General features: G+C 30.3%; 25 protein-coding genes, 1 pseudogene and 1 other annotated feature. Of the genes and pseudogenes, 17 read left to right on the forward strand and 9 right to left on the reverse strand.

What is annotated here, in order from left to right; genetic code table 11:
* The 8 genes from BUB36_RS14395 to BUB36_RS14430 form a co-directional block, all read left to right on the forward strand.
* Positions 1-527 (forward strand): ATP-binding cassette domain-containing protein (locus BUB36_RS14395; protein WP_073151772.1); only part of this gene is annotated, 527 nt, incomplete at its 5' end.
* 1,014 nt (positions 528-1,541) lie between these two features.
* Positions 1,542-2,714 (forward strand): pyridoxal phosphate-dependent aminotransferase, encoded by a 1,173-nt coding sequence (locus BUB36_RS14400; protein WP_073151775.1) that lies wholly within the window; start codon positions 1,542-1,544, stop codon positions 2,712-2,714.
* A gap of 168 nt (positions 2,715-2,882) precedes the next feature.
* Positions 2,883-3,938 carry an ornithine cyclodeaminase family protein gene (locus BUB36_RS14405; RefSeq protein ID WP_073151777.1) on the forward strand — a complete coding sequence of 352 codons (1,056 nt, stop codon included), beginning with the start codon at positions 2,883-2,885 and terminating at the stop codon, positions 3,936-3,938.
* 21 nt (positions 3,939-3,959) lie between these two features.
* Positions 3,960-5,078 carry an aminotransferase gene (locus tag BUB36_RS14410; RefSeq protein WP_073151779.1) on the forward strand — a complete coding sequence of 373 codons (1,119 nt, stop codon included), beginning with the start codon at positions 3,960-3,962 and terminating at the stop codon, positions 5,076-5,078.
* 38 nt (positions 5,079-5,116) lie between these two features.
* Positions 5,117-6,076, forward strand: coding sequence for a threonine ammonia-lyase (locus BUB36_RS14415; RefSeq protein ID WP_073151781.1), 960 nt, complete (start codon positions 5,117-5,119; stop codon positions 6,074-6,076).
* 138 nt (positions 6,077-6,214) lie between these two features.
* A complete protein-coding gene (locus BUB36_RS14420; RefSeq protein WP_073151783.1) occupies positions 6,215-7,924 on the forward strand; it encodes a Na+/H+ antiporter NhaC family protein in 1,710 nt (569 codons plus the stop codon).
* A 66-nt stretch (positions 7,925-7,990) separates the two neighbouring features.
* Positions 7,991-8,191, forward strand: coding sequence for a polymorphic toxin type 44 domain-containing protein (locus BUB36_RS20210; RefSeq protein ID WP_330390508.1), 201 nt, complete (start codon positions 7,991-7,993; stop codon positions 8,189-8,191).
* Positions 8,192-8,309: 118 nt separating this feature from the next.
* Positions 8,310-8,567: a DUF5412 family protein gene (locus tag BUB36_RS14430; RefSeq protein ID WP_073151785.1), complete on the forward strand. Its 258-nt coding sequence runs from the start codon at positions 8,310-8,312 to the stop codon at positions 8,565-8,567.
* A gap of 1,520 nt (positions 8,568-10,087) precedes the next feature.
* Here BUB36_RS14430 and BUB36_RS20675 read toward each other — a convergent pair.
* Together BUB36_RS20675 and BUB36_RS14445 are read right to left on the reverse strand one after the other, a co-directional pair.
* On the reverse strand, positions 10,088-10,681 hold the full coding sequence (locus BUB36_RS20675) for a VanZ family protein (protein WP_073151790.1): 594 nt from the start codon (positions 10,679-10,681) through the stop codon (positions 10,088-10,090).
* Positions 10,682-10,791: 110 nt separating this feature from the next.
* Entirely contained in the window at positions 10,792-11,223 is a 432-nt protein-coding gene (locus BUB36_RS14445; protein WP_073151792.1) for a hypothetical protein, read from the reverse strand.
* Positions 11,224-11,797: 574 nt separating this feature from the next.
* Between BUB36_RS14445 and BUB36_RS14450 the strand changes: the two are divergent.
* Positions 11,798-13,026: pseudogene (locus BUB36_RS14450) on the forward strand (IS110 family RNA-guided transposase).
* 268 nt (positions 13,027-13,294) lie between these two features.
* On the opposite strand, the gene BUB36_RS14455 reads toward BUB36_RS14450, so the two are convergent.
* From BUB36_RS14455 to BUB36_RS14465, 3 genes are read right to left on the reverse strand one after another with little or no spacing between them, the layout of a single operon-like run.
* A complete protein-coding gene (locus tag BUB36_RS14455) occupies positions 13,295-13,789 on the reverse strand; it encodes a flavodoxin family protein (RefSeq protein ID WP_073151794.1) in 495 nt (164 codons plus the stop codon).
* A 22-nt stretch (positions 13,790-13,811) separates the two neighbouring features.
* Complete coding sequence (locus BUB36_RS14460; RefSeq protein WP_073151796.1) at positions 13,812-14,372, reverse strand: DNA-3-methyladenine glycosylase I; 561 nt, start codon at positions 14,370-14,372, stop codon at positions 13,812-13,814.
* Between the two features lie 4 nt (positions 14,373-14,376).
* Positions 14,377-15,618, reverse strand: a complete 1,242-nt coding sequence (locus tag BUB36_RS14465; protein ID WP_073151798.1) for a BaiN/RdsA family NAD(P)/FAD-dependent oxidoreductase — start codon at positions 15,616-15,618, stop codon at positions 14,377-14,379.
* Between the two features lie 168 nt (positions 15,619-15,786).
* Positions 15,787-16,046, forward strand: a binding site (T-box leader).
* A gap of 354 nt (positions 16,047-16,400) precedes the next feature.
* Between BUB36_RS14465 and trpE the strand changes: the two genes are divergently transcribed.
* The 7 genes from trpE to trpA are packed head-to-tail and all read left to right on the forward strand — an operon-like array spanning position 16,401 to position 22,834.
* Positions 16,401-17,873 carry an anthranilate synthase component I gene (gene trpE, locus BUB36_RS14470; protein ID WP_073151800.1) on the forward strand — a complete coding sequence of 491 codons (1,473 nt, stop codon included), beginning with the start codon at positions 16,401-16,403 and terminating at the stop codon, positions 17,871-17,873.
* Positions 17,870-18,433 carry an anthranilate synthase component II gene (locus BUB36_RS14475; RefSeq protein WP_073151802.1) on the forward strand — a complete coding sequence of 188 codons (564 nt, stop codon included), beginning with the start codon at positions 17,870-17,872 and terminating at the stop codon, positions 18,431-18,433. The genes trpE and BUB36_RS14475 overlap by 4 nt, the downstream gene beginning before the upstream one ends.
* An 18-nt stretch (positions 18,434-18,451) precedes the next feature.
* Positions 18,452-19,471, forward strand: coding sequence for an anthranilate phosphoribosyltransferase (gene trpD, locus BUB36_RS14480; RefSeq protein ID WP_073151804.1), 1,020 nt, complete (start codon positions 18,452-18,454; stop codon positions 19,469-19,471).
* Positions 19,468-20,244, forward strand: coding sequence for an indole-3-glycerol phosphate synthase TrpC (gene trpC / locus BUB36_RS14485; RefSeq protein ID WP_073151806.1), 777 nt, complete (start codon positions 19,468-19,470; stop codon positions 20,242-20,244). The genes trpD and trpC overlap by 4 nt, the downstream gene beginning before the upstream one ends.
* Position 20,245: 1 nt before the next feature.
* A complete protein-coding gene (locus BUB36_RS14490) occupies positions 20,246-20,854 on the forward strand; it encodes a phosphoribosylanthranilate isomerase (RefSeq protein ID WP_073151808.1) in 609 nt (202 codons plus the stop codon).
* Complete coding sequence (gene trpB, locus BUB36_RS14495; protein WP_073151809.1) at positions 20,851-22,038, forward strand: tryptophan synthase subunit beta; 1,188 nt, start codon at positions 20,851-20,853, stop codon at positions 22,036-22,038. Before BUB36_RS14490 ends, trpB begins: the two co-directional genes overlap by 4 nt.
* 4 nt (positions 22,039-22,042) lie before the next feature.
* Positions 22,043-22,834 carry a tryptophan synthase subunit alpha gene (trpA, locus tag BUB36_RS14500; RefSeq protein WP_073151810.1) on the forward strand — a complete coding sequence of 264 codons (792 nt, stop codon included), beginning with the start codon at positions 22,043-22,045 and terminating at the stop codon, positions 22,832-22,834.
* A 94-nt stretch (positions 22,835-22,928) separates the two neighbouring features.
* Here the strand turns inward: trpA and BUB36_RS14505 are convergent, their stop codons facing one another.
* The 4 genes from BUB36_RS14505 to BUB36_RS14520 form a co-directional block, all read right to left on the reverse strand.
* Positions 22,929-23,207, reverse strand: a complete 279-nt coding sequence (locus BUB36_RS14505) for a hypothetical protein (protein WP_131821289.1) — start codon at positions 23,205-23,207, stop codon at positions 22,929-22,931.
* Between the two features lie 283 nt (positions 23,208-23,490).
* Positions 23,491-23,967, reverse strand: coding sequence for a hypothetical protein (locus tag BUB36_RS14510; RefSeq protein WP_073151814.1), 477 nt, complete (start codon positions 23,965-23,967; stop codon positions 23,491-23,493).
* 21 nt (positions 23,968-23,988) lie between these two features.
* A complete protein-coding gene (locus BUB36_RS14515; RefSeq protein WP_073151816.1) occupies positions 23,989-24,498 on the reverse strand; it encodes a hypothetical protein in 510 nt (169 codons plus the stop codon).
* 255 nt (positions 24,499-24,753) lie between these two features.
* Complete coding sequence (locus BUB36_RS14520) at positions 24,754-25,227, reverse strand: GNAT family N-acetyltransferase (RefSeq protein ID WP_207550827.1); 474 nt, start codon at positions 25,225-25,227, stop codon at positions 24,754-24,756.
* A gap of 413 nt (positions 25,228-25,640) precedes the next feature.
* Here BUB36_RS14520 and BUB36_RS20005 point away from each other — a divergent pair.
* On the forward strand, positions 25,641-25,840 hold a 200-nt coding region (locus BUB36_RS20005; RefSeq protein WP_408633799.1), incomplete at its 3' end, for a hypothetical protein.

The raw sequence follows: 25,840 nt of genomic DNA on the forward strand, positions 1-25,840 counted from the left end.
AAAGTGGATCTGGCAAATCGACTTTATTAAATATAATGGGATTACTTGAAAATCCAGATACTGGAACAATCAATGTATGTGGTGCAACAGATGTAAAAGCCAATTCACGACAGGCACAACATTTATTACGCACAAAAATAGGATTTCTTTTTCAAAATTTTGCTTTAATTGATGATAAATCCGTTAGCTATAATTTAGATATAGCTTGCATAAATTCTAAAATACCAAGAAGCAAATGGAATGATAAGAAAACAAAACTTTTGAAAGATTTACAACTTAATATTTCTTTAAAGGAGAAAGTATACAATCTTTCAGGTGGTGAACAACAACGCCTTGCACTTGCAAGGATACTGCTTAAAAATTGTGACCTGATATTTGCAGATGAGCCAACTGGCTCATTGGATATCTCTAATAGAGACATAATTCTTGATATTCTTTCACAGCTAAACCGCAAAGGCAAAACAATTGTCTTGGTATCACATGACCCCTATATAGTGAATAACAGCCGTAGGGTTGTAGAATTATAGTTTGCGAACCTGCCTACAAAAATTATCCCGCTTTTGCAAGTTACATCTGTTCTTTGGTTTACAGTTTTAGAGCTTTTTTCTTTTTGAATTAAATTAAAAAAATAACATCTTTAAAACTATTATGTTCTTTAGATGCTATAATTTTTATTATGATATTTTTTTATATCCACAAGAATCGTCTGAGACTGCTGAAAAAACCTATTTTTTTAGCAGTTTCGGACTGGACCATTGTCATCTATAGCTGTTTGTCAATGACCTTCTTTATTTTACTACGCTCAATTCCCTTAGGTGGTAAAATATTTATCTTGATTTTTTTCACTTAAGGCAGTATTGAACTAAAGGGACAGTCCCTTTGGTTTATTCCAATCAAGACAAACGAAACGTCCCCTTGTCTCTAGAATTAATAATAGAGAAAATTGATTGAAAAACTTGGAGTAATGTAATTAATGATACAATTAAGAGCTTAATTTTGTTTAAAAACATATAAATTTCTTATTAAAAATATTTATCATGATGTTTTTCTCTAACTTTTTGGAGTAGACATCATTGCTTTAGGAATAAAAAAGAAAGGGGCTGGAAAATAAGGATATTATTAAAATAATATCTAACAAATAATTAATGTTTTAGCAACATAAGGTTTTGATTAAATATAAACCTTATGTTGTTTTTTTTGTAAGAAAATATATATGGATGCTGGAACATGTTGTTATAGATTCTTATAGTATAGTAGATATTAGTCTGACAGATTTCTAAACAACTTTTAGAAATTTACAAAAATTAATCTATATATTATAGTTTATCACAAAGGAAAAAATTCTGAAAAAAAAGAATATTCTAATTAAACGTTAAAGAAATTTATAAAATTAGTATTATGTTTCAAAAAAACTTTTAAGATTCTATTGTCATTTTGTTTGAAGGAAAGATTGTTGAATTAAACATTAAGAAATTGCTAGATATATAAACTTTACGCAATTAAAGTTGGTTTAATAATAAAAATGAAATGGAGTGATGGATTTGAAGCATAGATTTATATCTAAAAGATATTGGAATGATATTTCCACTCCTATGGGAAAAATAGGAAATTTTATAAGGAAATATGATAATCTTATCAATTTAAGTTTAGGAGATCCTGATTTAACGACTGATGAGAGAATCATAAATCTAGCCTTTGAGGATGCAAAAAACGGTCATACACATTATACAGATTTTTTAGGTGATATAGAGTTAAGAGAAGAAATTTGCAAATATTATAAAAACACATATAGTTATTATGTAAAATTAGAAGAATGTATGATTACTACAAGTGGATGTCATGGAATGTGGCTTGTTTTAGAGTCAATATTAGATGATGGAGATGAAGTAATAATACATGAACCTTACTTTACCCCATATCCACAGCAAATTAAATTAGCTAGAGGTAAACCAGTTATTTTAGAAACTTATGAGGAAGATGAATTCCAAGTGGATACACAGAGATTAAAAGGGCTTATAACAAACAGAACGAAGGCAATAATTATAAATACTCCTAATAATCCAACTGGTACTTGCTTCAGCAGAAAGACTCTAGAGGCAATAGCTAAAGTTGCTATTCAGAATGATCTTATTATTATTGCAGATGATATATATACTTCATTTAGCTATGCAGAACCTTTTATTCCAATAACAACATTAGAAGGAATGAAGGAAAGGACAATAACAATAGGTAGTTTTTCAAAGGATTATTGTATGACAGGATGGCGTATAGGTTATGTATTGGCTCCATCATTTATCATAAAGACTATGAAGGATGTAAATGAAAATAATGTATTTACTGCCCCATCAATTTCTCAAAGAGCGGCTTTACATGCTTTAAGACTGAAGGATGAAATACAGCCACCTATGGTAGAAGAATATAAAAAAAGAATTTTCTATGCATATGAGAGAATAAATATGATTGCAAATATGTCTATTTTACCTCCTAGAGGCAGCTTATACTTATTTATTAATATCAAGGAGACAGGATTAAGTTCAATGGAGGTTGCAGATAGGATATTACATGAAGCCCATGTATTAGTGCTTCCTGGAAATGCATTTGGAGCATTTGGAGAAGGTTATATAAGAATAGCAGTTACTGTTGGATTAGAACAATTGAAAGAAGCCTTTGACAGAATAGAAAATATAGATATTTTTAACAAAAAAATCTATTAGGCTATTCTATTATTTATAGTTAAAATGATGCGATAGAATAAAAAAACAAAATCAATTATTTAAAGAATTATATCTATAAAATACGTATGAAATAATTGAATATTTATATTAAAAGTTCAAAATTTATAAAGAATCATTATTTGTTAAAAAACTATAAGGAGGGAAAAAATGTTTAAAATTAAAGTTTTAAATCATGATGTAATTGAAGAAATTTTAGGGATGAAAGAAGTTATTGAAGTTGTTGAAAAGGTGTACACTTTAAAATCAGAAGAAAAAACAGAGCTTTTCCCAATGGTGTTTCATGAGTTTGAAAGAGGCATAGCTGACATGGATATTAAGTCAGGGCATCTTAAAGGTATTGATATTTTTGGGTTAAAATTAGTTACTTGGTTTGGTGAAAATCATAAAAAAAATTTACCACCATTAATTGGAACTATAATGGTATTTGACTCAAAAACAGGTAAACCATTAGGAATTTTAAATGCTGAATATATAACTGGTATGAGAACAGGTGCTGCTGGAGCTATAGGAGCTAAATACTTAGCAAGAAAGGATTCAGAAAATCTCTTAATGATTGGAACAGGACATATATCAACATTTCAAATTGCAGCTACATTAATTGCTATGGATAACATTAAAACAGTAAGAATATATGATCCTATAAACCATGATAATGCTAGAAAGCTAAGTGAATCGATTAAAGAAACTCTAATGAATAAATTCTTATCAAAATATGAAGTAGGCACAGAAATATATAAAGAAATCAATGAAAAATTTGACATATATTTTGAAGCTGTAAATGATATTAAAGAAGCTGTAAGTCTAAGTGATGTAATTATTACTGCAACTCCTTCTAGAAAGCCTCTGATAATGAAGAAGTGGGTAAAAAAAGGAACTCATTTTAGTTGTGTTGGTGCTGACATGGAAGGGAAGCAAGAAATAGATGAAAATATTTTTGGTGTTGCAAGAGTATATGTAGATGATATTAATCAAGCTGTAAATGTAGGAGAAACAGAAATTCCAGTTAAAAAAGGAATAATAACAAAAGAGAATATTATTGCTGAAATTGGTGATGTGATAACAGAAAGAGCTAAGGGAAGAATTAGTGATGATGATATCACTATTTATGATACAACAGGCATTGCACTTCAAGACCTATTGACTTCTAAGCTAGTTTTAGATATTTCAGAGGAAAAGGGATTAGGTGTAGAAGTAAATTTATAAGAATAATGGAGGCGAATTATTATGAAGATTAAAGATTTTGGTGTTGAAATTTGGATGGGATTATATGAAAATGATTGCGATTATAACTTAGCAGAGACTTGTGTAGAGTCATTAACCGTTGATCAGCTTTTAAATTATGCAGATAATAAGCAAAAAATCATTGACGAAATTTTAAATATGAAACTTACTTATGGTGCTATAGAAGGGTCTGATAGGTTAAGAATTGGAATTACAAGTTTATATGAAAATATGGATATTGAAAATATAACAATTACCCATGGTGCAATTGGAGCAAATGCCCTTTCTATTATGACATTAGTTGAACCAGGTGATAGAGTAATTTCAGTTCTTCCTACCTATCAACAGCATTATTCTATTCCAGAATCAATAGGTGCTGATGTAAAGATATTACAATTAAGACCAGAAAATAATTTTTTACCTGATCTAGATGAATTAAGGGTCTATATTAATAATAATACAAAGCTTATTTGTATCAATAATCCCAATAATCCAACTGGAGCATTAATGGATAAGGATTTTTTAATGGAAATAGTGGAAATTGCAAAACAATATGATGCTTATATCCTTTGCGATGAGGTTTATAGGGGACTAAATCATGAAGGGGAGAGCTTTACCACTTCAATTGTAGATTTATATGAAAAGGGTATTAGTACTGGAAGTATGTCTAAAACATTTTCTTTAGCAGGATTAAGAATTGGTTGGGTAGCTGGACCAAAGGAATTTATTAAAAGTGTAAATAAACAAAGAGATTATCATATCATCAGCTGTGGAATGATTGACGATAGGTTGGCTACCATTGCAATAGAAAATAAGGAAGCAATAATTAAAAGAAATCTTGGAATAGTTAGAAAGAATCTTGAGACCCTAGATAAATGGATAGCAAATGAGCCTTTGATAACATATGTCAAACCAAAGGCTGGAACAACAGCATTTTTAAAATATGATATTGATATGCCTTCTGAAGAATTCTGTTTAAGGTTGCTCAAAGAAAAAAGTGTTATGTTACTACCTGGTAAGGCATTAGATATGGAAGGTTATTTAAGAATAGGCTTTGCAAACACTCCTAAGATTATTGAAGAAGGATTAGAAAAAATTTCTGAGTTTCTAAAAGAACTATAGGATTTAGTAATGAATCTAAGTATGAAAGGAAGTCAGCTATGTTTAGTTATCTTGATGTAGTAAAAGCATATGAAAGAATAAAAGATAAAATATATAAGACGCCCTTAGATAAATCAATTTATTTAAGCAATGAAAATACAAATTATTACTTAAAACTGGAGTGCCTTCAGCCAGTTAAGAGTTTTAAGCTTAGAGGAGCTTTGAGCAAATTAACTACACTTACAGAAGAAGAAAAGAAAAGAGGAGTTGTTGCAATATCCTCAGGAAATCATGGTGCGGCGGTTAGTTATGCTTCTAAATTATTAGGAATAGATAATGTCATGATATTTGTATCTAAGGCTACTCCCCAAAGTAAAATAGAAAAAATTAGATATTATGGTGGCAATGTTAAGATTGCTGGTGAGAATTATGATGAAGTACATGAATATGGAATGAAACATATAAAAGATTATGATATGACTTATATAGATGCATATTACAATGATCCTATTGTATATGCAGGACAAGGAACAGTGGCTCTTGAGATATTTGAGCAAAATCCAAATATTGATACAATACTAGTCCCAATTGGTGGTGGAGGATTGATAACTGGAATAAGTGTTGCTGCAAAGACAATCAATCCAGATGTTAAAATTATTGGAGTGCAAACAGAAGCTTGTCCAGCTATGATAAAAGCTCTTGAAGATAACGTATTTTATGATACTTATCCAACTAAACCGAGTATTTGTGAAGCGTTAGTTGGAGGTGTTGGAGAATTAGCCTATCAAATGGCAAGGGATTATATTGATGATATTATTGAAGTTCATGAATCCTTTATTGAAAAAGCTGTTGCACATATTATCAAAAAAGAAAAAGTTATAGCGGAGCCTTCAAGTGCTATTACTATTGCTGCTATTATGCAACAGTCAAAAAAAATAGATGGAAGAAATATAGCTTTAGTCATTTCAGGTGGGAATATAGACAAAGATTTAATGGTAAGTCTCCTAAATAAGCATTAATTTGTTTTAGTGAAGAATTAGAGAGTATAGGATTGTTTTCATTAACATATCTAAGTTGTGCAAAAATCTATTTGATTTTGCATAACTTAGATAAAAAAGCAATATAAATTGAGATGGATTAAAGGGGGAGTTATGATTATGAATAAGAAATCTTTTCTACTAATACTTGTATTTATTTTAATTCTTTCTGCTTCAATTCCAGTTTTAGCAGCCACGGAAGAAGCTGATACTATAAGTTTTGGATGGCTAAGCTTATTACCACCACTTATTGCGATAGTTTTAGCATTTCTTACAAAACAAGTTGTTCTATCTATGTTCATAGGAGTTTTTTGTGGAGCTATAATGTTGAATGAATGGAACCCATTTTATGGATTTCTAAGAACTCTAGATAAGTATATGATTGGTTCTTTAGCTGATTCATGGTATGCAGCTATTATCATATTTACACTTACAATAGGCGGAATGATAGGTATAATAACAAAGATGGGTGGTACTCAAGCCATCGCAAATAAACTGATGAAAAAAGCTAAAACACCTGTAAGTGCTCAAATTGTAACAGCTGTGCTTGGATGTATAGTGTTCTTTGATGACTTGGCAAATCTTCTTGTTGTAGGACCAACTATGAGACCATTAACAGATAAATTAAAGGTTTCTAGAGAAAAACTAGCATATATAGTTGACTCTACAGCTTCACCTATTGCTGGTATGGCACTTATTTCAACATGGATTGGATTTGAACTAGGTATTATAAATAATGCATTTGAAGCAATTGGAGTCAAGGCTAATGTGTATGAAGTATATTTAAGAAGTATACCATACTATTTTTACAATATTTTTGCTTTAGCATTAGTATTTATATTAGCCTATAAAGCAAAGGATTTTGGACCTATGTACGAAGCTGAAAAAAGAGCTAGATTGACTGGAAAACTTATAGCTGACGATGCTATACCATTATCTACTAGTGATATAGATGCAAAAGTATCTGAATCAGAAAAAGGTTTTCGGGCATACAATGCTTTAATTCCTATTATCACATTAGTAGGTATCTCTTTTATAGGACTTTGGTATAATGGATATCTAAGTAGTGATCCAGGAACTAATCCTTTTACTTGGGAGGGAATTAGGACATGCTTTGGCAATGCTGATTCTAGTGTTGTACTAGTTTGGGGTTCAGTTACTGCAAGTATAGTAGCAGGTATATTGGCACTTTCTCAAAAGATTTTAACTCTAAAAGAAACTTTCGATGCTTGGTTTGAAGGAGCAAAAGGGCTATTAGACGTTAGTGTTATATTGGTTCTATCTTGGTCATTGGGAAGTGTTATTTCTGATATAGGAACTGCAAAATTCTTGGTTGGGGTAGTGTCTAAGAGCAGTATTCCGGGAGGTATATTACCTGTTATTATATTCATTATATCTTGCTTAGTAGCATTTTCAACAGGTACAGCATGGGGTACCATGACTATAGTTCTTCCTTTAGCTGTTCCATTAGCAGCTTCATTTGTAAGTGGTAATCCATCAGAATCACACTTAGTTTTGGCTTCTTTAAGTTCAGTTCTAGCAGGTGCTATCTTCGGGGATCATTGTTCTCCAATTTCAGATACTACTATACTTTCTTCAATGTCATCTGGGTCAGATCATCTACATCATGTTAAAACACAGATTCCTTATGCATTAACGGGAGCTGGATTAGCTATTGGTGGTTATCTACTGACTGGTTTGCTAAACATAAGTGCAATAATAATAATACCTTTAGGGATAGCAGGTATATTTGCAATTGTTCATTTCTATGGCAAGAGTACTAAAACAGAAGATTTGAAGAAATCCCAGGAACTACAAGAAAGTATATAATATATAAAATAAAGGGTCAGGCTAAACTTTAAACTTTATTCGATAAATTAGTAAAGTCTGACCCCCATAAATCCTGTAGGTAATATTCATTATGGATATACAGGAAGATCAGTAGGTTTTAGCCAGTTTACTTTGAAATCAGCTGCTGGATTAATTCAGGTTCTTAGTGGAACAGCTAAAAAAGAATGGTTTAATAGCTATTTTGATTATCCTAAAGATCAATATTCTATACAACGAGGCATTGATATGTATAATATGGGATTATAAAAATAAATTCTTATAAATAAAGGGGTGTAGGGAATAGAGATAGTTTATTTCAATGTTAATAATGTGTATTTGAAGTATTAGATGCTGATTGACTTGTAAAACTTTGGAGATGATAAAAATGTCTTTGAGATTGTTGAAAATAGTTAAAGAATTTGTCGGATTATTAGCAATTATATTATTAATAATTGTTTTATTTTATTATTTTGCTTTTTATGATATGAGTTTGTTGCCTAAAGGCAAGCTAATAAATGAAGTTTATTCTCATAATAGCCAATATATTTCCAAATTTCATATAGTTGAAACAGCAAAACTATGCCTTAAAGTTGATATAGTAAATACTAAAACATATAAAACTAAAACTATATATTGGAGTTAGAATGAAGGTTATAATTGTCATATAGAATTATTAGATAATGAGTATATTCTAATAAATGGAATAAAAATGAATACTGTCACTTGTAATAGAAAAGTTGATTCAGATGATAAATATAAGTAAAGTGTTAGAGTTAAACAACTTTAAGGTTAAATTAATTTAAAATTTTGTGATAATAGTGGATTTTAGTCCATTTTTAGTTGCATTGATAATTTTATATCATGTAGATGAGAAAATTGTAACTGTTATGTACCTTATACTTTTTACAACGATGATATCTTTTTCGTTTGGTAAAGGTCAATTATGAAATGATGAGATATTATGAAGAATTGAATATCAATAAATAGAAAATATTTTTAATTTTAGTGAGCAAAACCATGTCTATTTTGTCTTTGACAATTGGGTTATGGAGTATATTGACTATCATTATAATATATGTATGATAAGAAATAAGAGGAGCAGATTTTACAAATTCTCATAATATTTAATACTCCTAAATATATAAATTATACATTTCATATGAAAATATATGAAGTGTTTTCTATTGAATTAAAAATAGAAAAATTTTTAAATGTAGAGGGGAAAAACGGGTAAGCTCCTATTATTTCTGCGAAATACTATCATTATTTTATCAGAACACATGTGAAGTACATGGTAAGGATATATAGGAAGGATAATTAAAAATATAAATAAACAATCAATAAATTTGAACTAGGTGAAGATACCTAAGAATATAAGAGAAAAGCTACTTAATAACGTATGGTGTACAAATTGTAGTGATGTAGTTAGAGTAGTTGAATATTCTATATAAGATAATAAGTTAGGTTTAATTATTAAAGGTAAATGTGCAACTTTTGGTGGTGAAGTAGTAAGAGTTGTTGAAAATGGATAAAACTTAGGCATTATAAAGGGCATCTATCATGAATGGTAGGTGCTTTTTTAATGTGTAAATAATTAAATCTAAATTAATTCTCTAAATTAATCCTATAAATTTCATAAAAATCATTGACTAAGACAATAAAATATAAATTTGGGGTGAATGTTTGTTAGGATTGGAATATATTCTGAGTCTATATAATATACAGCATATAGAACTCGCAGAAAAACTAGGAATAAGGAAGCAGAGTATAAACATGTGGATTAAAAAGAAACCAAAAATTCCTAAAAAATATCTCCCCATACTTGAAGAACTTTTTGGATTATATAAAAAATATTTTATTAAAGATTTAAAAACTAGAAATCCAAAAAAACTAAAAAGAAATTTAAAGCCAGTTATAAAGAAACATGAACAACAATTTATGAAAGGGGAGCAGGTCAGGGTTGAAAAGTTGAATTATACTATGCTAATCAACTTTTTACCCCTAACCCTATTGGACTTCTGTCAAACGAAACGTCCCCTCGTTATGTTCTATTGTCGTCCCCTTGTCAAAATATTAATTTGTATTTGGTGCCACTATTGCTGATTCTAGAACCAATGATGCCCCTTTTCCCATTGAAGTTATCAAATAATGATCAAAATCTGTTTAGAAACTGTTCTTGCTAATATTATATATATAACTTGAAAATGGGCCGAGTTTCAAACCATTGTTATCTACAAATCTAATAAGAAGAATAGAAAAAAGTTTGAAAATGCAATATCCAACAATTACACCTGTAAAGTTGAATATTATATCATTAATATCTATAATTCTATAAGTATATTCTAGATATAATGAGATTATAAGTTGTAAACTTTCTACAATGATGCCGAAAAAAACACTTAAAACAAGTAATTTTCTCTTGGTAATTTTTGTGATAAAAGCAATTCCGAAACCAAAAGGGATTGATAATAATATATTATAAAGTACTTGTTTTTCTAACAAAGATTGAAAAGATATATTATTAAAAGGAATCATATTGATACCGTCTGAAAATACACAATTGTCCTTAAATACCTCGGCCATATCTAGAGGTATTGGGAATATTGTATATTTCAGTACATTTATCAAATATATATAAAAGACGGAGAAAAAAAACAAATAGATATTTGTTTTTTTTGTTACACATTTAATATAAATACATAAAACTGCTAGTATTAATATTCCTATAATTATAGTTACTATATCGAAATCTATCATCTACATAACTCTCCTTTATTATCTATTTATGTTTTAGATTATATTATATTTTTTAAAAGTAACCTCATAATTATGAGGTTACTTTTAAAAAATAAATTAATTACACCCTACTACTTTGTTTTTAATGTTCCTTCACCCTTAAGATCATTATAGTCATCTTGAGCTTTAGCAAAAATTAAGTAATACTTACCAGCAGGTTGCTTTCCAAAATCTTTAGAGAATTTTTTAGCTTTATCTAAAGTAGAATATGGTTGCACTTTAAAACTTCCTACTTTTCTATCTATTCCTTTTACATCTTCATAAACGTATACATAAACTTTTGCAGGAGTGGTTGAATGTCCTGAACCTTTTTTATAGACCCACATTGAACCTTCTATTTCCATAGTTCCTTTGGATAATGTGTGAATCTCTTTATTGTCCTTACCATTTACTTCTCTGTACTTCATTGTGAACTCCCAATTTTCACTGTTTGCAAAAACTGGAATACACATTACTGATAAGATAGTGAGCACCAGTAAAAAACTTAACATCTTTTGTTTCATTATCAAAACTCCCTTTCAAAATAATTTAAGTTGCAACTAAACTTTTATGTACACATATTAAATAATAACATAAAAAAAGAAAAAATTGTAGAAAAATGTAATAAAATCAAATAATTAATAAAATTTTAAAATTTAGGAATTATCAACTACATCTTAAATTTGTGTTTAAGATACTCTTGAGTCAAATCATTGAAAAACCTTACTTTCGTATATGTGGCATGTGAACGTCAAACTGTGCGAAAAATCTCATTTATATTACTAAAATTTCTAATGGCACGGGGACGTCAGACTGTGGAAAAATTATTTTTATTGAGAATCTATATACAATATATTGTAGTGTTTTGTAATCAAGCCTTCTTTATATAGTATATAGATTTTATTACACTACCATTTTTACGTAGCCTGACGTCCCTTTGTCATTCTTCTGTTCCCTCCGACTAACCTAATGCTGACTTAGCAGAGTCAGGTAGCCCATTAGGCGGAGTGAGTTCTAATATACGAGGATGATTGATAGGTAAAGCCGCTAGGGGAGAGTCCATTTCCCCCTAATCCTATAATGGAAGGAGGTATACCCATGAAACTCTATGTCGGTATTGATGTTAGTTCTTTTGATTTAAAGGTTTGTTTTATGGATGGTGATGGAAATATCCTTAAAAGGAGCACCAATCCAAACAACCCTTCGAGTACAGATGCCATTGCTAAAGAAATTTTATCTTTAACTCATAATGTAACTAGTCCCATTATTCAAATTGGTATGGAATCAACTTCTGTTTATTCTTGGCACCCAGCCATTTATTTAAGTCAAGATCCTTCTCTTAAAGAACTTGAAGCCAAGATATATACTATTAATCCTAAGCTAATTAAGGATTTTAAAGAAGCTTATCCTGACTTAGATAAAACCGATACTGTAGATGCTTTTATCATCGCTGATCGTCTTCGTTTTGGCAGACTAACCTTTTCTGCCATTCAAACTGAACAAGTGATTGCACTTCAACGCCTATCTAGAATGAGGTTTCACCTTGCTTACAACCTTACTAGAGAAAAACAATATTTTCTCCAGAATCTCTTCTTTAAGTGCAGTGCTTTTAAACAAGAAGTTGATTCATCTGTATTTGGTAATGCTATATTAGAGCTACTTCTTGAAAGATTTACTCTTGATGAAATTAGCTCTATGGATACCTTTGATTTAGCTACTTATCTTTCTACAAAGGGCAAAAATCACTTTGATGACCCTGAGGGGGTAGCTAAATGTATTCAGAAAGCCGCTAGGTCTTCCTATCGTTTGTCTAAGTGCGTTGAAGATTCTATAAATATTCTCTTAGCCACTTCTATAGAATCTATTCGCTCTATTACTAGACAGATTAAAGAGCTTGATAAGTCTATTGCTAGACTTATGGATGGCATTCCTAATACTTTACAGTCCATACCTGGTATTGGACCCGTTTATTCTGCTGGTATTTTAGCCGAAATAGGTGACATTCACCGTTTTAAGAATGAAGCTTCTGTGGCTAAATATGCTGGCCTTACTTGGCCCAAGCGTCAATCAGGCACTTAAAAGCAGAAAATACAAAGCTTATTCGTTCTGGTGACAGATATCTTCGCTATTATCTAGTTGAGGCAGTAGGTTCGGTAAGGCGCTATGATTCTGAATTTAATACTTTTTATCAGAAAAAATACAATGAAGCTTTGAAGCATAAACACAAAAGAGCCCTCGTTCTTACTGCAAGAAAATTTGTGCGTCTGGTCGATGTGCTGCTACGGAAAGACCAACTCTATTCGCCAAGAAGGAAGGTGAATAGTTAAGCAAACGCCTGCATAATTTTTCTTAAATTATTTCCTAGTTTTTCTATTTTAGACTAGGGCTGGTTTAGTGTTGCCTTTTTTGCCCTAACGGGCTTAGAAAATTTCCAATTTATTTGTTTTTTACTCTTGACATATTACCGTAGGACTATTCATATTTATAGAATAAGAGGTGACAAATAGACCAAGTTTTTATGCCTTTCTTAGTAATCTATATATAAATTTTATATTGTAATCATATTGGCTTAAATTAACGACTATAATATTGTAACTAAATTATTTCTTCAATCCATTTCTTTAGACGTAATATAGCCTCTTCTTTATCATGTTTTAATGGATCTTTGAACTCTATCTGACCTAAAATTTCATTTTCTTTAAGCTGTTCCTTTAACATATTGAATGCTTTACCATTACCACCTCCGGCATGACAACAGAAAAGAGCAATTTTTTTTCCAGTTATTTTAGTTTTGTCTAAAAAAGAATTAATAGCTGGCGTATACCTGCTTGCCCATATTGGTGTCCCAAGAAATATTATGTCATAATCATTTGGATTTTTATTGATTGGCATTAGCTCTGGTTTTTTACCCGTAACAACCTGTCTACCGCCCCAAATAAACCTCATAAATCCCTTTGATTTTATATCCTCTTTAGGCTTCAATTCCAGTAAATCCCCTCCAGTTATGTCACTGATGTTTTCTGCTATAAATCTTGTATTTCCCTCTAGCGAATAAAATATGATAAGTTTTTTTAATTTTTTACCTTCCATATTAACTCTCCTCTCTATATTTCTATACCTCTTCATATCTAAAGCAATCCATTAAATGGTCATTTACCATTCCTACGGCTTGCATATAGGCATAACAAATAGTTGGTCCTACAAATTTGAATCCCCTTTTTTTCAAGTCCTTACTCATGGCTTCAGATTCTGGTGTCTTAGCTGGTATATCTTCTAAGCTCTTGAAGCTATTTTTTATTGTTTTTCCTCCAACAAATTGCCATATGTATTTATCAAAACTCCCAAACTCTTTTTGCACCTCTAAGAAAGCTTTAGCGTTCGCCACAGCTGCCTCAATTTTTCTTCTATTTCTAATTATCCCTTTATTGTCTAACAACTCTTGTATTTTCTTTTCATCATACTTAGCTACTTTTTGTGGTTCAAAGTTATCAAAGGCTTTTCTATAATTTTCTCTTCTCTTTAAAATAGTTATCCAACTCAGTCCAGCCTGTGCTCCTTCCAAAATTATGAACTCAAAATGCTTTCTATCATCGTGTACAGGAACTCCCCATTCTTTATCATGATATTCAATATATATGGAATCATTTCCAGCCCAATCACATCTTTTTTGCATAATTCTATTCCTCCTTCATCCTCCTAACAATAGACTGTCCAGCTAACCTCCCCATTGAAAAAGCAGCCTGAATATTATATCCACCCGTATCTCCATCTATATCAAGTACCTCACCAGCAAAATACAAGCCTGGAATAATACGTGACTCTAAGGTTTTAGGATTGACTTCCTTTAAAGATACTCCGCCCTTTGTTGCCATTGCAATATGAAAATCCCCTAATTTTTCTACCTCCATAGTAAAATTAGTAAGCATTTGGATTAGACTATTTCTTCTTTTTTTATCTAACTCAGCACACTTCAAATTCTCAGGAATACAAGCAAGTTTCAACAATGTATCAATAAATCTCTTAGGTAATAAATATTCTTTTAGCACTGTCTTTACCAGCAATTTACCATTTGATTGAATATTTTCTATAAACCTTGTCCTAAATCCTTCTTCATTTTCTGTTCCTATAAAATTAATTTTTAGAATATCTCCAGGTAAAATATATCTAGAAAAATTAAGAATTCCTGGTCCTGAAATATTTCTATGGGTTAAAAGTATATCTCCCTTATAGTTTTTTATCTTCTTATTATTCCTCCATAAGGCAACGGGTATGTTTTCAAAGGAAATCCCTGAAAGTTCAGAAAACGGATAATCCTTTATATATAATGGCGTAAGTGAAGGCATGGGTTTCTCAATACTATGCCCCAAACCCTTAGCAAAAATGTATCCATCTCCCGTTGAACCAGTATTGCCATAGGATTTACCACCAGTAGCTATAACCAAATATTTTGATTTATATTCTCCCTCCTTTGTTTTAACAAAAAAACTTAAGTTTTCTTCATTATAGTTAACATCTTCTACTCTTTGATTATACTTTATATCTACTTTTTTCTTTTCACATTCCTTAAGCAATATACTTAAAACGTCAACTGCCTTTAATGTGCTTGGAAATATCTTACCCTTTTCATTACTTATAAAATCTAAGCCTCTCTTTCTGAAAAAACTTAATAAATCATCATTAGTAAAATTGTATAAAGAATGCTTTAAAAACCTTCCGTTATCTCCATAGTAATTTAAAAAATCCTTAATCCTTCCTTCATGAGTTAAATTACACTGCCCTGCCCCAGAAATCAAAAGCTTTCTTCCAGCTGAAAAATTCCTCTCTAAAACCAAAATGCTTCTATTTTCTCCTCCTGAGTTTATCGCAGCAAATAGCCCTGCTGGACCTGCTCCAATAATTATTACATCATAATTTTTCATTGATTTACCTCCGATTCGTTCATATTCTTAAAGAACAAAACAATTATCCTAAATAACATTTAAATTGCTACTAGTTTTTCCATATATTAAGAATTATTTCCATAAAAAATATTTTATATTGTTGACAAGATATCCAATCAATATTATAATTCTATAAAAATAATATCATTAAATTCTATGAGTGGAAATAGTAGGCAAGACATGAAACTATAGCGAGTTGGGAATGGTGGAAGCCTAACGTGGATTGCTTGTTGAATGGTTCCATGAGAAGCAGTGTGAAATCCCTTGAGAGTATCACTAGCCGTAGGTCTTACGTTATAAAGACAGGGTATCGAATTAGCAAGGCTATTTCTGTACCTGAAAGAGTGAGATAGATTATACTATCTAAAATAGGTGGCAACACGGAATATAAGCATTTCGTCCTATAGGCATGGACGAGGTGCTTTTTTAATTAATAATGTTGCAGACTTTTTAAGCAATAATCTATCTAATTAGGGTGGCACCGCGAAAACATAGACATTTCGTCCCTTTTATAGGGATGAAATGTCTTTTTGTATTGCAAGCTCCATGTTACAAGTCACAAATTTTCTAGTTTTTCTTTAAGAGCTAACTATATAAAACCAATATGTTGAATTCTACAAACATGAAAAAATAGATTATACGAATAGCAAAATTAGAAATCTTACGAGTTATTTTAAAAAAGCTTCAACCTAATAGAACAACCTAAATACTTGGAACTTGCATTTTAGAACTTGTAACTCTATAAAAAAGGAGGAATCATATTGTCTCATAATGATTTTGGAAAAATTAAACAAATATTTAAATCTTCAAAGCTTCTTGTTCTTTCTACTGAAATAATAGAAGCCATAGAAACACCAATTTCATTATTTAAAAAACTTTGTAATAACGAAAAAAGCTATCTCCTAGAAAGTGTAAAAACCATTGACAAATGGGGAAGATACTCTTATATCGGAAGAAACCCTTTTATAGAAGTTAAGGGATATGCTGATAAAGTTTATATATATAAAGAAAACCAGATCATTGAAAAAACAGGTAAGCCATTAGGAATCATAAAATCTTTAATAGAAGAATATAAAATGCCTTTAATTAATAATATGCCTGATTTCATCGGAGGTGCAGTTGGATATATAGGATACGACATAATAAGAAGCTATGAAAAATTAAATAATATAAATCCTGATAATATAAAAATGCCTGATATTCATCTTTTGTTCATGGAAGAAATGATTGTCTATGATCATTTAAAAGAAAAAATAATAATTATAGTTAACCTTCCCATATCATCTAATGCAAAAAGTGTATATGAAACCGCATCAAACAGGCTTCAAAAAATTAAAAATGAAATCTTAAGTAGCCGTTATATTTTAAATGACAATCAAAAAACAAAATCTAGAGAATTTAACTATAAAAGCAATGAAAGCAAAAATGGCTTCATGAAAAAAGTTCTACATGCCAAGAAATATATAAAGGCTGGAGATATATTTCAGGTGGTTTTATCCCAAAGATTACAGGTAGAAACAGATGTTAATCCATTTAATGTATATAAAACATTAAGGACTCTAAATCCTTCACCCTATATGTTTTATATAGATTTTCAAGATTATCATTTGGTAGGCTCCTCTCCAGAGATACTAGTAAAAGTCAAGGGAGATATCATAGAAACCTGTCCTATAGCTGGAACAAGACCTAGAGGCAAGACCCCTAAAGAAGATGCAAAGTTGGCTGATGAACTGCTAAATGATGAAAAAGAACTGGCTGAACACTTGATGCTGGTAGATCTATCAAGAAATGATATTGGAAAAATATCAGAATTTGGTACTGTAAACTTAACAAATTATATGGAAATAAAGAAATATTCCCATGTTATGCATATTGTATCTAATGTTACTGGTAAGTTAAAAGAAGATTATGATATGTTTGATGCCTTAATATCCTGCTTACCTGCTGGAACAGTATCAGGTGCTCCAAAGATAAGGGCAATGGAAATAATAGGTGAATTGGAAAATCTCAAAAGAGGAGTATACGCAGGGGCAGTTGGCTATATAGGCTTAAATGGAAATATGGATACCTGTATTGCCATTAGAACCATAGTATTTAAAAATAACAAAGCATTTATTCAAGCCGGTGCTGGAATTGTTGCAGATTCAGACCCAGAAAGTGAATACTTTGAAACCCTTAGAAAAGCAAAAGCACTTATGGAAGCTATAAAAATAACAGGGGAGGGCTTGGCATGATAGTAATAATAGATAATTACGATTCTTTTACCTACAATCTTTATCAATATATTGGCGAAATTAATCCAAATATAAAGGTATTTAGAAATGACAAAGTAACGATAGAAGAATTAAAAAAATTGGACATATCCCATATTGTTATTTCTCCTGGTCCCGGTACACCAAAGAATTCAGGAATATCAAAAAATGTAATTAAAGAATTTGGATGCAATATTCCTATACTTGGTGTATGTCTTGGGCATCAAACCATTGGAGAAATCTATGGATGCAAAATTACTAATGCAAAGGAGCTTATCCACGGGAAAACCTCAATAATCTATCATAATGGTGAAGATATTTTTAGGGGAATTAAAAATCCTTTAAAAGTAACAAGGTATCATTCTTTAATAGTCGATAATCATTCTGATTCAGATGAATTAATCTTTACTGCTAAAACTGAAGATGGTGTAATCATGGCATTAAGACATAAAATTTATCCTATTTTTGGCGTACAGTTTCATCCCGAAGCTATTGCTACAAATAGCGGAAAGCAAATAATTGAAAATTTTCTTAGATTTTAAAGATTAGGAGGTAAATAAATGCTTAAATTTGCAATAAATAAACTTATAAATAACCAAGACTTAACGGAAGAAGAAATGATACAGGCTATGAATATCATTATGGATGGTAATGCTACAGATTCACAAATTGGTAGCTTTTTAACAGCTCTGCATATGAAAGGTGAAACTGTAGAAGAAATTACCGGCGGAGCTAGGGTAATGAGAAATAAGGCTGCCAAAGTAGAAATTGAAAATGACTATGCAATAGACACATGTGGCACAGGCGGAGATAGAGGCAATAGCTTTAATGTTTCAACAGTGGTTGCAATAATCGCAGCTGCTACTGGAATCAAGGTTGTAAAGCATGGTAATCGTTCAGTTTCCAGCAAATGTGGTAGTGCTGATGTATTGGAAACCCTGGGAATTAATATTGAATTAGACCCCATCAAGGTTAAAAAATGTACAGACGAGATTAACATAGGATTTATGTTTGCTCCTAAGTTTCATAAGGCTATGAAAAATGTAATAGGTCCAAGACGAGAATTAGGTATCCGAACTGTTTTTAATGTGCTTGGTCCCCTTACAAACCCAGCTATGGTTAAAAAACAAGTTCTAGGAGTCTTTGATGAAAATTATACGGAGCTTATGGCAGGAGTATTGAAAAATCTAGGTGCTAAACGGGCAATGGTTGTCCACGGGCTAGACGGCTTAGATGAAATTACTATTACTACAAAAACTAAGGTTTCTGAGTTAAAGAATAATAAAATATCCACCTATTACATTGACCCTAGGGATTATGGCTTTGAATTAGGCTTAGCAGAAGATTTGACAGGCGGTTATCCCAAAGAAAATGCAGAGATCATTTTAAATATATTAAAGGGTGAAAAAAGCCCAAGGAGAGACATGGTTTTACTTAATGCCGCGGCAGCCATATATATTGGAGGAAAGGCAAGTTCTTTTTCTGATGGAATAGAAAAAGCTAAAGAAGCTATAGACAAAGGTCTTGCCTTAGAAAAATTAAGTCAATTTATCAAACTTAGTCAGGAGCTGGCAGTATGATTTTAGATAAAATAGTTACCTATAAGAAAAAAAAGGTGAAGGAAGAAAAAGAGATAACTCCAATTAAGCAAATACTCCCTGTAATACAAAATTGTGAAGATAGAAGAAACTTTAAAAATGCCTTTGAAAAAAAAGAGGGCTTGAGCATAATAGCTGAAATAAAAAAGGCTTCCCCTTCAAAGGGAATAATTAAAGAAAATTTTAATCCCTTAGAAATAGCTAAAGCTTATACACATAATAAAGCCGAAGCAATATCCGTGCTCACCGAGGATAAATTTTTTTGGGGTGATAACTCATATTTAAATAAAGTTAGAAATATTACTTCTGCCCCCTTGCTTAGAAAGGATTTTATCATTGAACCCTATCAGATATATCAATCAAAGATGTTAGGAGCAGATGCAATATTACTTATAGTTTCAATACTCTCAAAAAACAAATTAATTGAGTTTCAAAAAATTGCAAGAAGCATAAACCTCAGTTGTTTAGTAGAAGTCCATGATAGATTTGAGCTGGAAATTGCTTTGGAAAGCGATGCAGAGATTATTGGTATCAATAATAGAAACCTAAAAACCTTTGAAACCTCCATTGATACTACAAAAAAACTGATAAAATACATACCTAAATCTAAGATAGTAATAAGCGAAAGCGGTATTAATACAAGAAGTGATATGAAATTTCTTGAATCAATAGGAGTAAAAGGAGTTCTCATTGGTGAAAGCTTTATGAGAGCAAATTCTATAAAAGATAAGTTTAAAGAACTTAGGGGGATATAAATTGACTAAAATAAAAATATGTGGCTTAAAACATAAAAATGACATACTCTATGTAAATAAACTAAAACCTGACTATGTTGGATTTGTCTTTGCAAAAAGTAAAAGACAAATAAATAAATATAAAGCAAAAGAATTAATTGATAGGCTTGATAAAAATATCAAAACCGTTGGAGTATTTTTAAACAATCCTGCTGATATAGTTAAAGAAATAGCTGAGTTTTGCGGTTTAGATATCATACAGCTTCATGGTGATGAAACGCCGGAATACTGTGATTTATTTAATAAAGAAACATGGAAGGCTTTTAAAGTCAAAAATAAACATAGCTTAAAAAAGCTAAATAATTATAAGACTAAAGGATATTTATTAGATACCTACATTAAAGGCGCATATGGAGGTACAGGAAAAACATTTAACTGGAACTTGGCCTCTAAAATCAGTAAAGAAAAATTTATTATATTAGCCGGCGGTCTTTCTGAGGAAAACATAGAAAAAGCTATCACTATTGTAAAGCCAGCAGTAGTAGATGTAAGCAGCAGCGTTGAAACAAATGGCCATAAAGACTTTGCCAAAATGAAAAAATTTATTGAAAGGGTGAGAAAAATAAAATGAATACAAAAGAATTACCTAAAAGATTTGGAAAATTTGGCGGACAATTCGTTCCAGAAACCTTGATGAGTGCTTTGATTGAATTGGAAAATGAATATATAAAAGCTAAAAATGATGAAAACTTTATAAAATTATTCAAATATTACCTAAAGGAGTATTCAGGGAGACCTACGCCATTGTATTTTGCTAAAAATCTTACCAAAAATCTTGGAGGGGGAAAAATATATCTTAAAAGAGAAGATTTAAACCATACTGGGGCTCACAAAATCAACAACGTTTTAGGCCAAGTTCTTTTGGCTAAAAGAATGAATAAAAAACGTATTATTGCAGAAACAGGGGCTGGTCAGCACGGTGTTGCAACTGCAACAGTATGTGCAATGTTTGATATTGCCTGTGAGGTATATATGGGTGAGGAAGATATTAAAAGGCAATCATTAAATGTATATAAAATGAAAATGCTGGGAGCTAAGGTTAACCCTGTTACTTCTGGTACAGGAACCTTAAAGGACGCCACAAATGAAGCTATAAGGGATTGGGTTGCAAATGTTAAGGATACCTTTTATGTAATAGGCTCCGTAGTAGGTCCCCATCCCTATCCAACTATTGTAAGAGATTTCCAAAGGATTATTGGTGATGAAGTAAATCAGCAAATTATGGAAAAAGAAAACAGACTTCCTGATTATCTTATTGCGTGCGTAGGAGGCGGCAGTAATGCAATGGGATTATTCTATCCCTTTTGTAATGAGGATAATATAAAAATATATGGTGTCGAAGCAGCAGGTCTAGGTATTGATACAGACAAACATGCTGCAACTATTACTAAAGGTTCTCTTGGCATTATACATGGAATGATGACCTATCTGTTACAAGATAAATACGGTCAAATTATGCCTGTTCATTCTATATCTGCCGGTCTTGATTATCCAGGTGTTGGGCCTGAACATGCTTACTTGCATACTACGAGAAAAGCTAAATACGTGTCTATTACCGACGATGAAGCAATACACGCCTTTAAATACTTGACTAAGATAGAAGGTATTATTCCAGCATTAGAAAGTGCCCATGCAATAGCTTATTTAATGAAGCTTGCACCAAAAACTAAAAAAGATGATATCATAGTTGTTAATTTGTCAGGTAGAGGCGATAAAGATATTCATACAATATCACAATATGGAGGTGTATTATAAATAAATGGAAAGTAGAATTACAAAAAAATTTAAAGAATTAAAATCAAATAATCAAAAAGCCCTCATAACATATATAACCTGCGGTGACCCTGATTTAGATACTACCATCGATTTAGTATTAGCAATGGAAAAAGCAGGAGCTGATATAATAGAACTCGGAATACCATATTCTGACCCATTAGCAGATGGTCCCACAATACAAAGAGCATCTCAAAGGGCTTTAAATTCTGGAACAAATATAGATTCTATTTTTGAAATGTTATCCAAATTAAGAAAAAATACAGACATACCGATAGCATTTTTACTATACTATAATTCTATTTTTGCATATGGAATTGAAGAATTTCTAAATAAATTCAGTGGCTCTGTAGACGGATTGATTATCCCAGATTTGCCCCTTGAAGAAAGAAAAGAGCTGCAAGAACTTTTAGAAAATCATCCTATAGATTTAATTCCCTTAGTTGCTCCCACGTCAGAGGATAGAATCAAAGAAATTGTTAAAGCTACCGATGGTTTCATCTACTGTATTTCCTCCCTTGGTGTAACAGGTAAAAGAGAAAAATTTAATTTAGATTTAAAATATTTCATTAATAAAATAAAAAATCATACAGATACTCCTACTGCCATTGGTTTTGGTATTTCTAACGAAAAAAACGTTAAAACTCTTAAAGATTTTGCTGATGGGCTTATTGTTGGAAGTACCATTGTGGAAAAAATTGAGGAAAGTATACAGACCAATAATAATGTAATAAAAAACGTATATGAATTTGTAAACAGATTGAAGGAGGCATTTTAGTACTAAAAAAAGAAATTGAACAACGCTTTTAAAACCTCTTGTGTTTAACCAAACTCAAGAGGTTTTTCATTATCTCTAATTTCATCATAATAATTCAACTTTTCAACCCTGACCCGTTTTGTTCTTTATTAACACTAAATCTATATAATACCCGCTTTAAACCCATGAGAATCATAGAAATTGTTAATACTTCTATACCATCTAATGTTATATAAAAGCTTAAAAAAAGTTTATATAAAAAATTAATAGCCCAAAACAATAAAATAAATTCAGTATTAATAATTACAGCAACATCTATATCTTTTTTTCTAAAAAGTAGAGCTATAATAATAGAAAAAGGAATTACTAAATACAAACCTATTAATTTAATCATATAAAAGTACTTTATATCTATTTCTCTCAACATAAACAATGAAAGGATGGCAAATAAAAATATCAATCTAGTTATATAATTTGGAATTCTATTAAATACAAAACTAAGTATATAAATAAATAAGCAAATAACAATATAAGTAATTAGATAATAAAGTTCTTTGCCTAATAAATTTAAATTTTTATTGTAGAGAATTGTTCCTATTAAATAAATATAAGTATCAAAGAAAATAAATAAGATTTTTTATAATTCATTTTAGTCTCCTAAATTTTCTGTTCATATTTTATTTTTTGTTAACTCCATAACTTAATCTTCCAAGCAATATTAATATAGTAGGAATAAAAGCCATAAATACATATATGATTTTTTCAATAAAAATCATTGAATCAACTAAAGTACTATATCCATAAAAAATTGCATAATTGAAAATATTATATAAAAACAATAATAATACGCCATTTTCTATTATTGATGAAACTAAATTAATTATTAATAATCCACCAGCAACTAAAATAAAATTAATCCCAAATATCACAGTTGCAAGCTTAAAAGATTTAATAATTGACATCCTTTTTAAAAGAAACCTTCCTATAATAAAATATAAAATAAATACTAATCCATAGTGAATAAAAATTGCTATAGGTTTTATTTGTCCATCTACTTTTGACATAAATTTATTTAAGAAAAATAAATCAATAATATAAATTACTATATTGATAATTATATGAAGACATATTATTGTTAAGATTTTACGTTTCATAATAATTAAACTCCTTTTAAATCATTTATTATTCTTTAAATCTAACTTATTCAAATAAATACTTTGCTGTTTTGTTTCTCGTATTTTTTCAACAACCCATTTATTCTCTAATTTCCATTCAGGGAAACTATATATTCCTACTAGAGCATCTTGTCCTTTTTCACCCGATTGAGATAATATAAATGCTTTTTCACCATCAACTTTTACTGATATTGTATGTTGTGGAATCATTAAAATTTTATTGATTTTATATGATTCTATATCCAAAATAGTTACTAAACCTCCATAATGAACTAGATGAAGCATATTATTATACTTAATGATATCCAATACAGGACCAGCAGGTATTACTTTCTTACTATTATTTAACTTAATATACTCAATTTTCCATGAATCAATATTAACTGTTACTAAATCTTGGTTATAATCTGAGTCAATGGGACTAGAGCCGATATATAATTTATCTTGGATTATTTCCATAAAGTTACATTGACCTATATTTTGAAATTCAATCTTATTTAAAATTTCCAAAGTATTTATATCAATAATATAAAGTGCTCGAGTAAATTCTTTTGTATCTAAATCATATATTTCACTTCTTACATAAATATATTTATCATCAAAAGTACATCTACTTAATAAACCATCTAGTTTTTCTTGTGATTTATTATTATTCTTTTATCACCTATGCGTCCTAGGGACCTAATTTGTATTGGTATATCTTTTTCAGCTGAGTTTAATTTTTTTGTATCTAACGGTTTGAGATTTAAACCTAGCACATGGAAATTAAATAATTTTCTCAAATTCTATCTCATGTAATATAGGAATATCATCATAACCTATCATTGGAATTTCAGGTTTTATCTTTCTTGCTTCATTTACTGAATTTGTATATAATGCTTTCATATTGAATCCACGTTTTTGGTAGAATCTTATTGCTCTTATATTGTCATTAGTTGTTATAAGCCATACTCTATTGCATCCCTCTTTTTTAGCAATTTTAATAACTTCTTCAACTAATTTAGTACCCAGACCCTTATTTTCATATAAGCTATCAAGAGAAACTATTTCACACTCTTTATTTTCCATATTATATGTTACAAGTCCTATAATTTTGTTATCTTCTATTACTATATAACCAGATAGTAATTCCATGTTATAAACCCTTCCTTTTACTACCATAATTCCTGAACCCCAATTCTCTTTTATAAATTTGACAACATCTTTTCTTAATACATCATTTATTCTTTTTATTTCCACATTAACCCACTCCTCTTCAACTAAGATATAGGTACGTTTCATATGTCTTCTGCTTAATCATATGTTTTTTAAATTATTATTAGGTTGTTGAATAACTATTTTTACCAAAAGTAAAATGCTATATTTTGGCTATCAAAAGTATTTTTTTATAAAAATACTTCAAATTTTATAATATATATAATGTAGAGAATTAGCAGAATTATTAATTTCCAAATTTAGTTATTCAACAACCTATATTATAACCGAGACAAACGAAACGTCCCCTTGTCATATTTTCAACAACCTATATTATAACCGAGACAAACGAAACGTCCCCTTGTCATACTAACTATTACATTGCTCAGAATCATTTAAAAGCTCTAATTTACTTTCACTTAGCTCAGCTAGATAGTTTAAGAGACATTCATGATTTTATGGAATCTGATTCAGACCTAAATGAACTGATAAATCTTGTTAGTCTTGGCTCTTTATCAAATTACAACAATAACATAAATTTCGAAGTATATATCCCTTTGTTGAATCAAATTATCGCTACAGCTATGAATCAACTATCTATAGACCATAAAATCAAGGAGTTCGGATCTGTTAAAATCATTGATTCTTCAACAGTTAG

This window comes from Paramaledivibacter caminithermalis DSM 15212 (assembly GCF_900142245.1).
In the GTDB taxonomy this organism is placed as follows: Bacteria; Bacillota; Clostridia; order Peptostreptococcales; family Caminicellaceae; genus Paramaledivibacter; species Paramaledivibacter caminithermalis.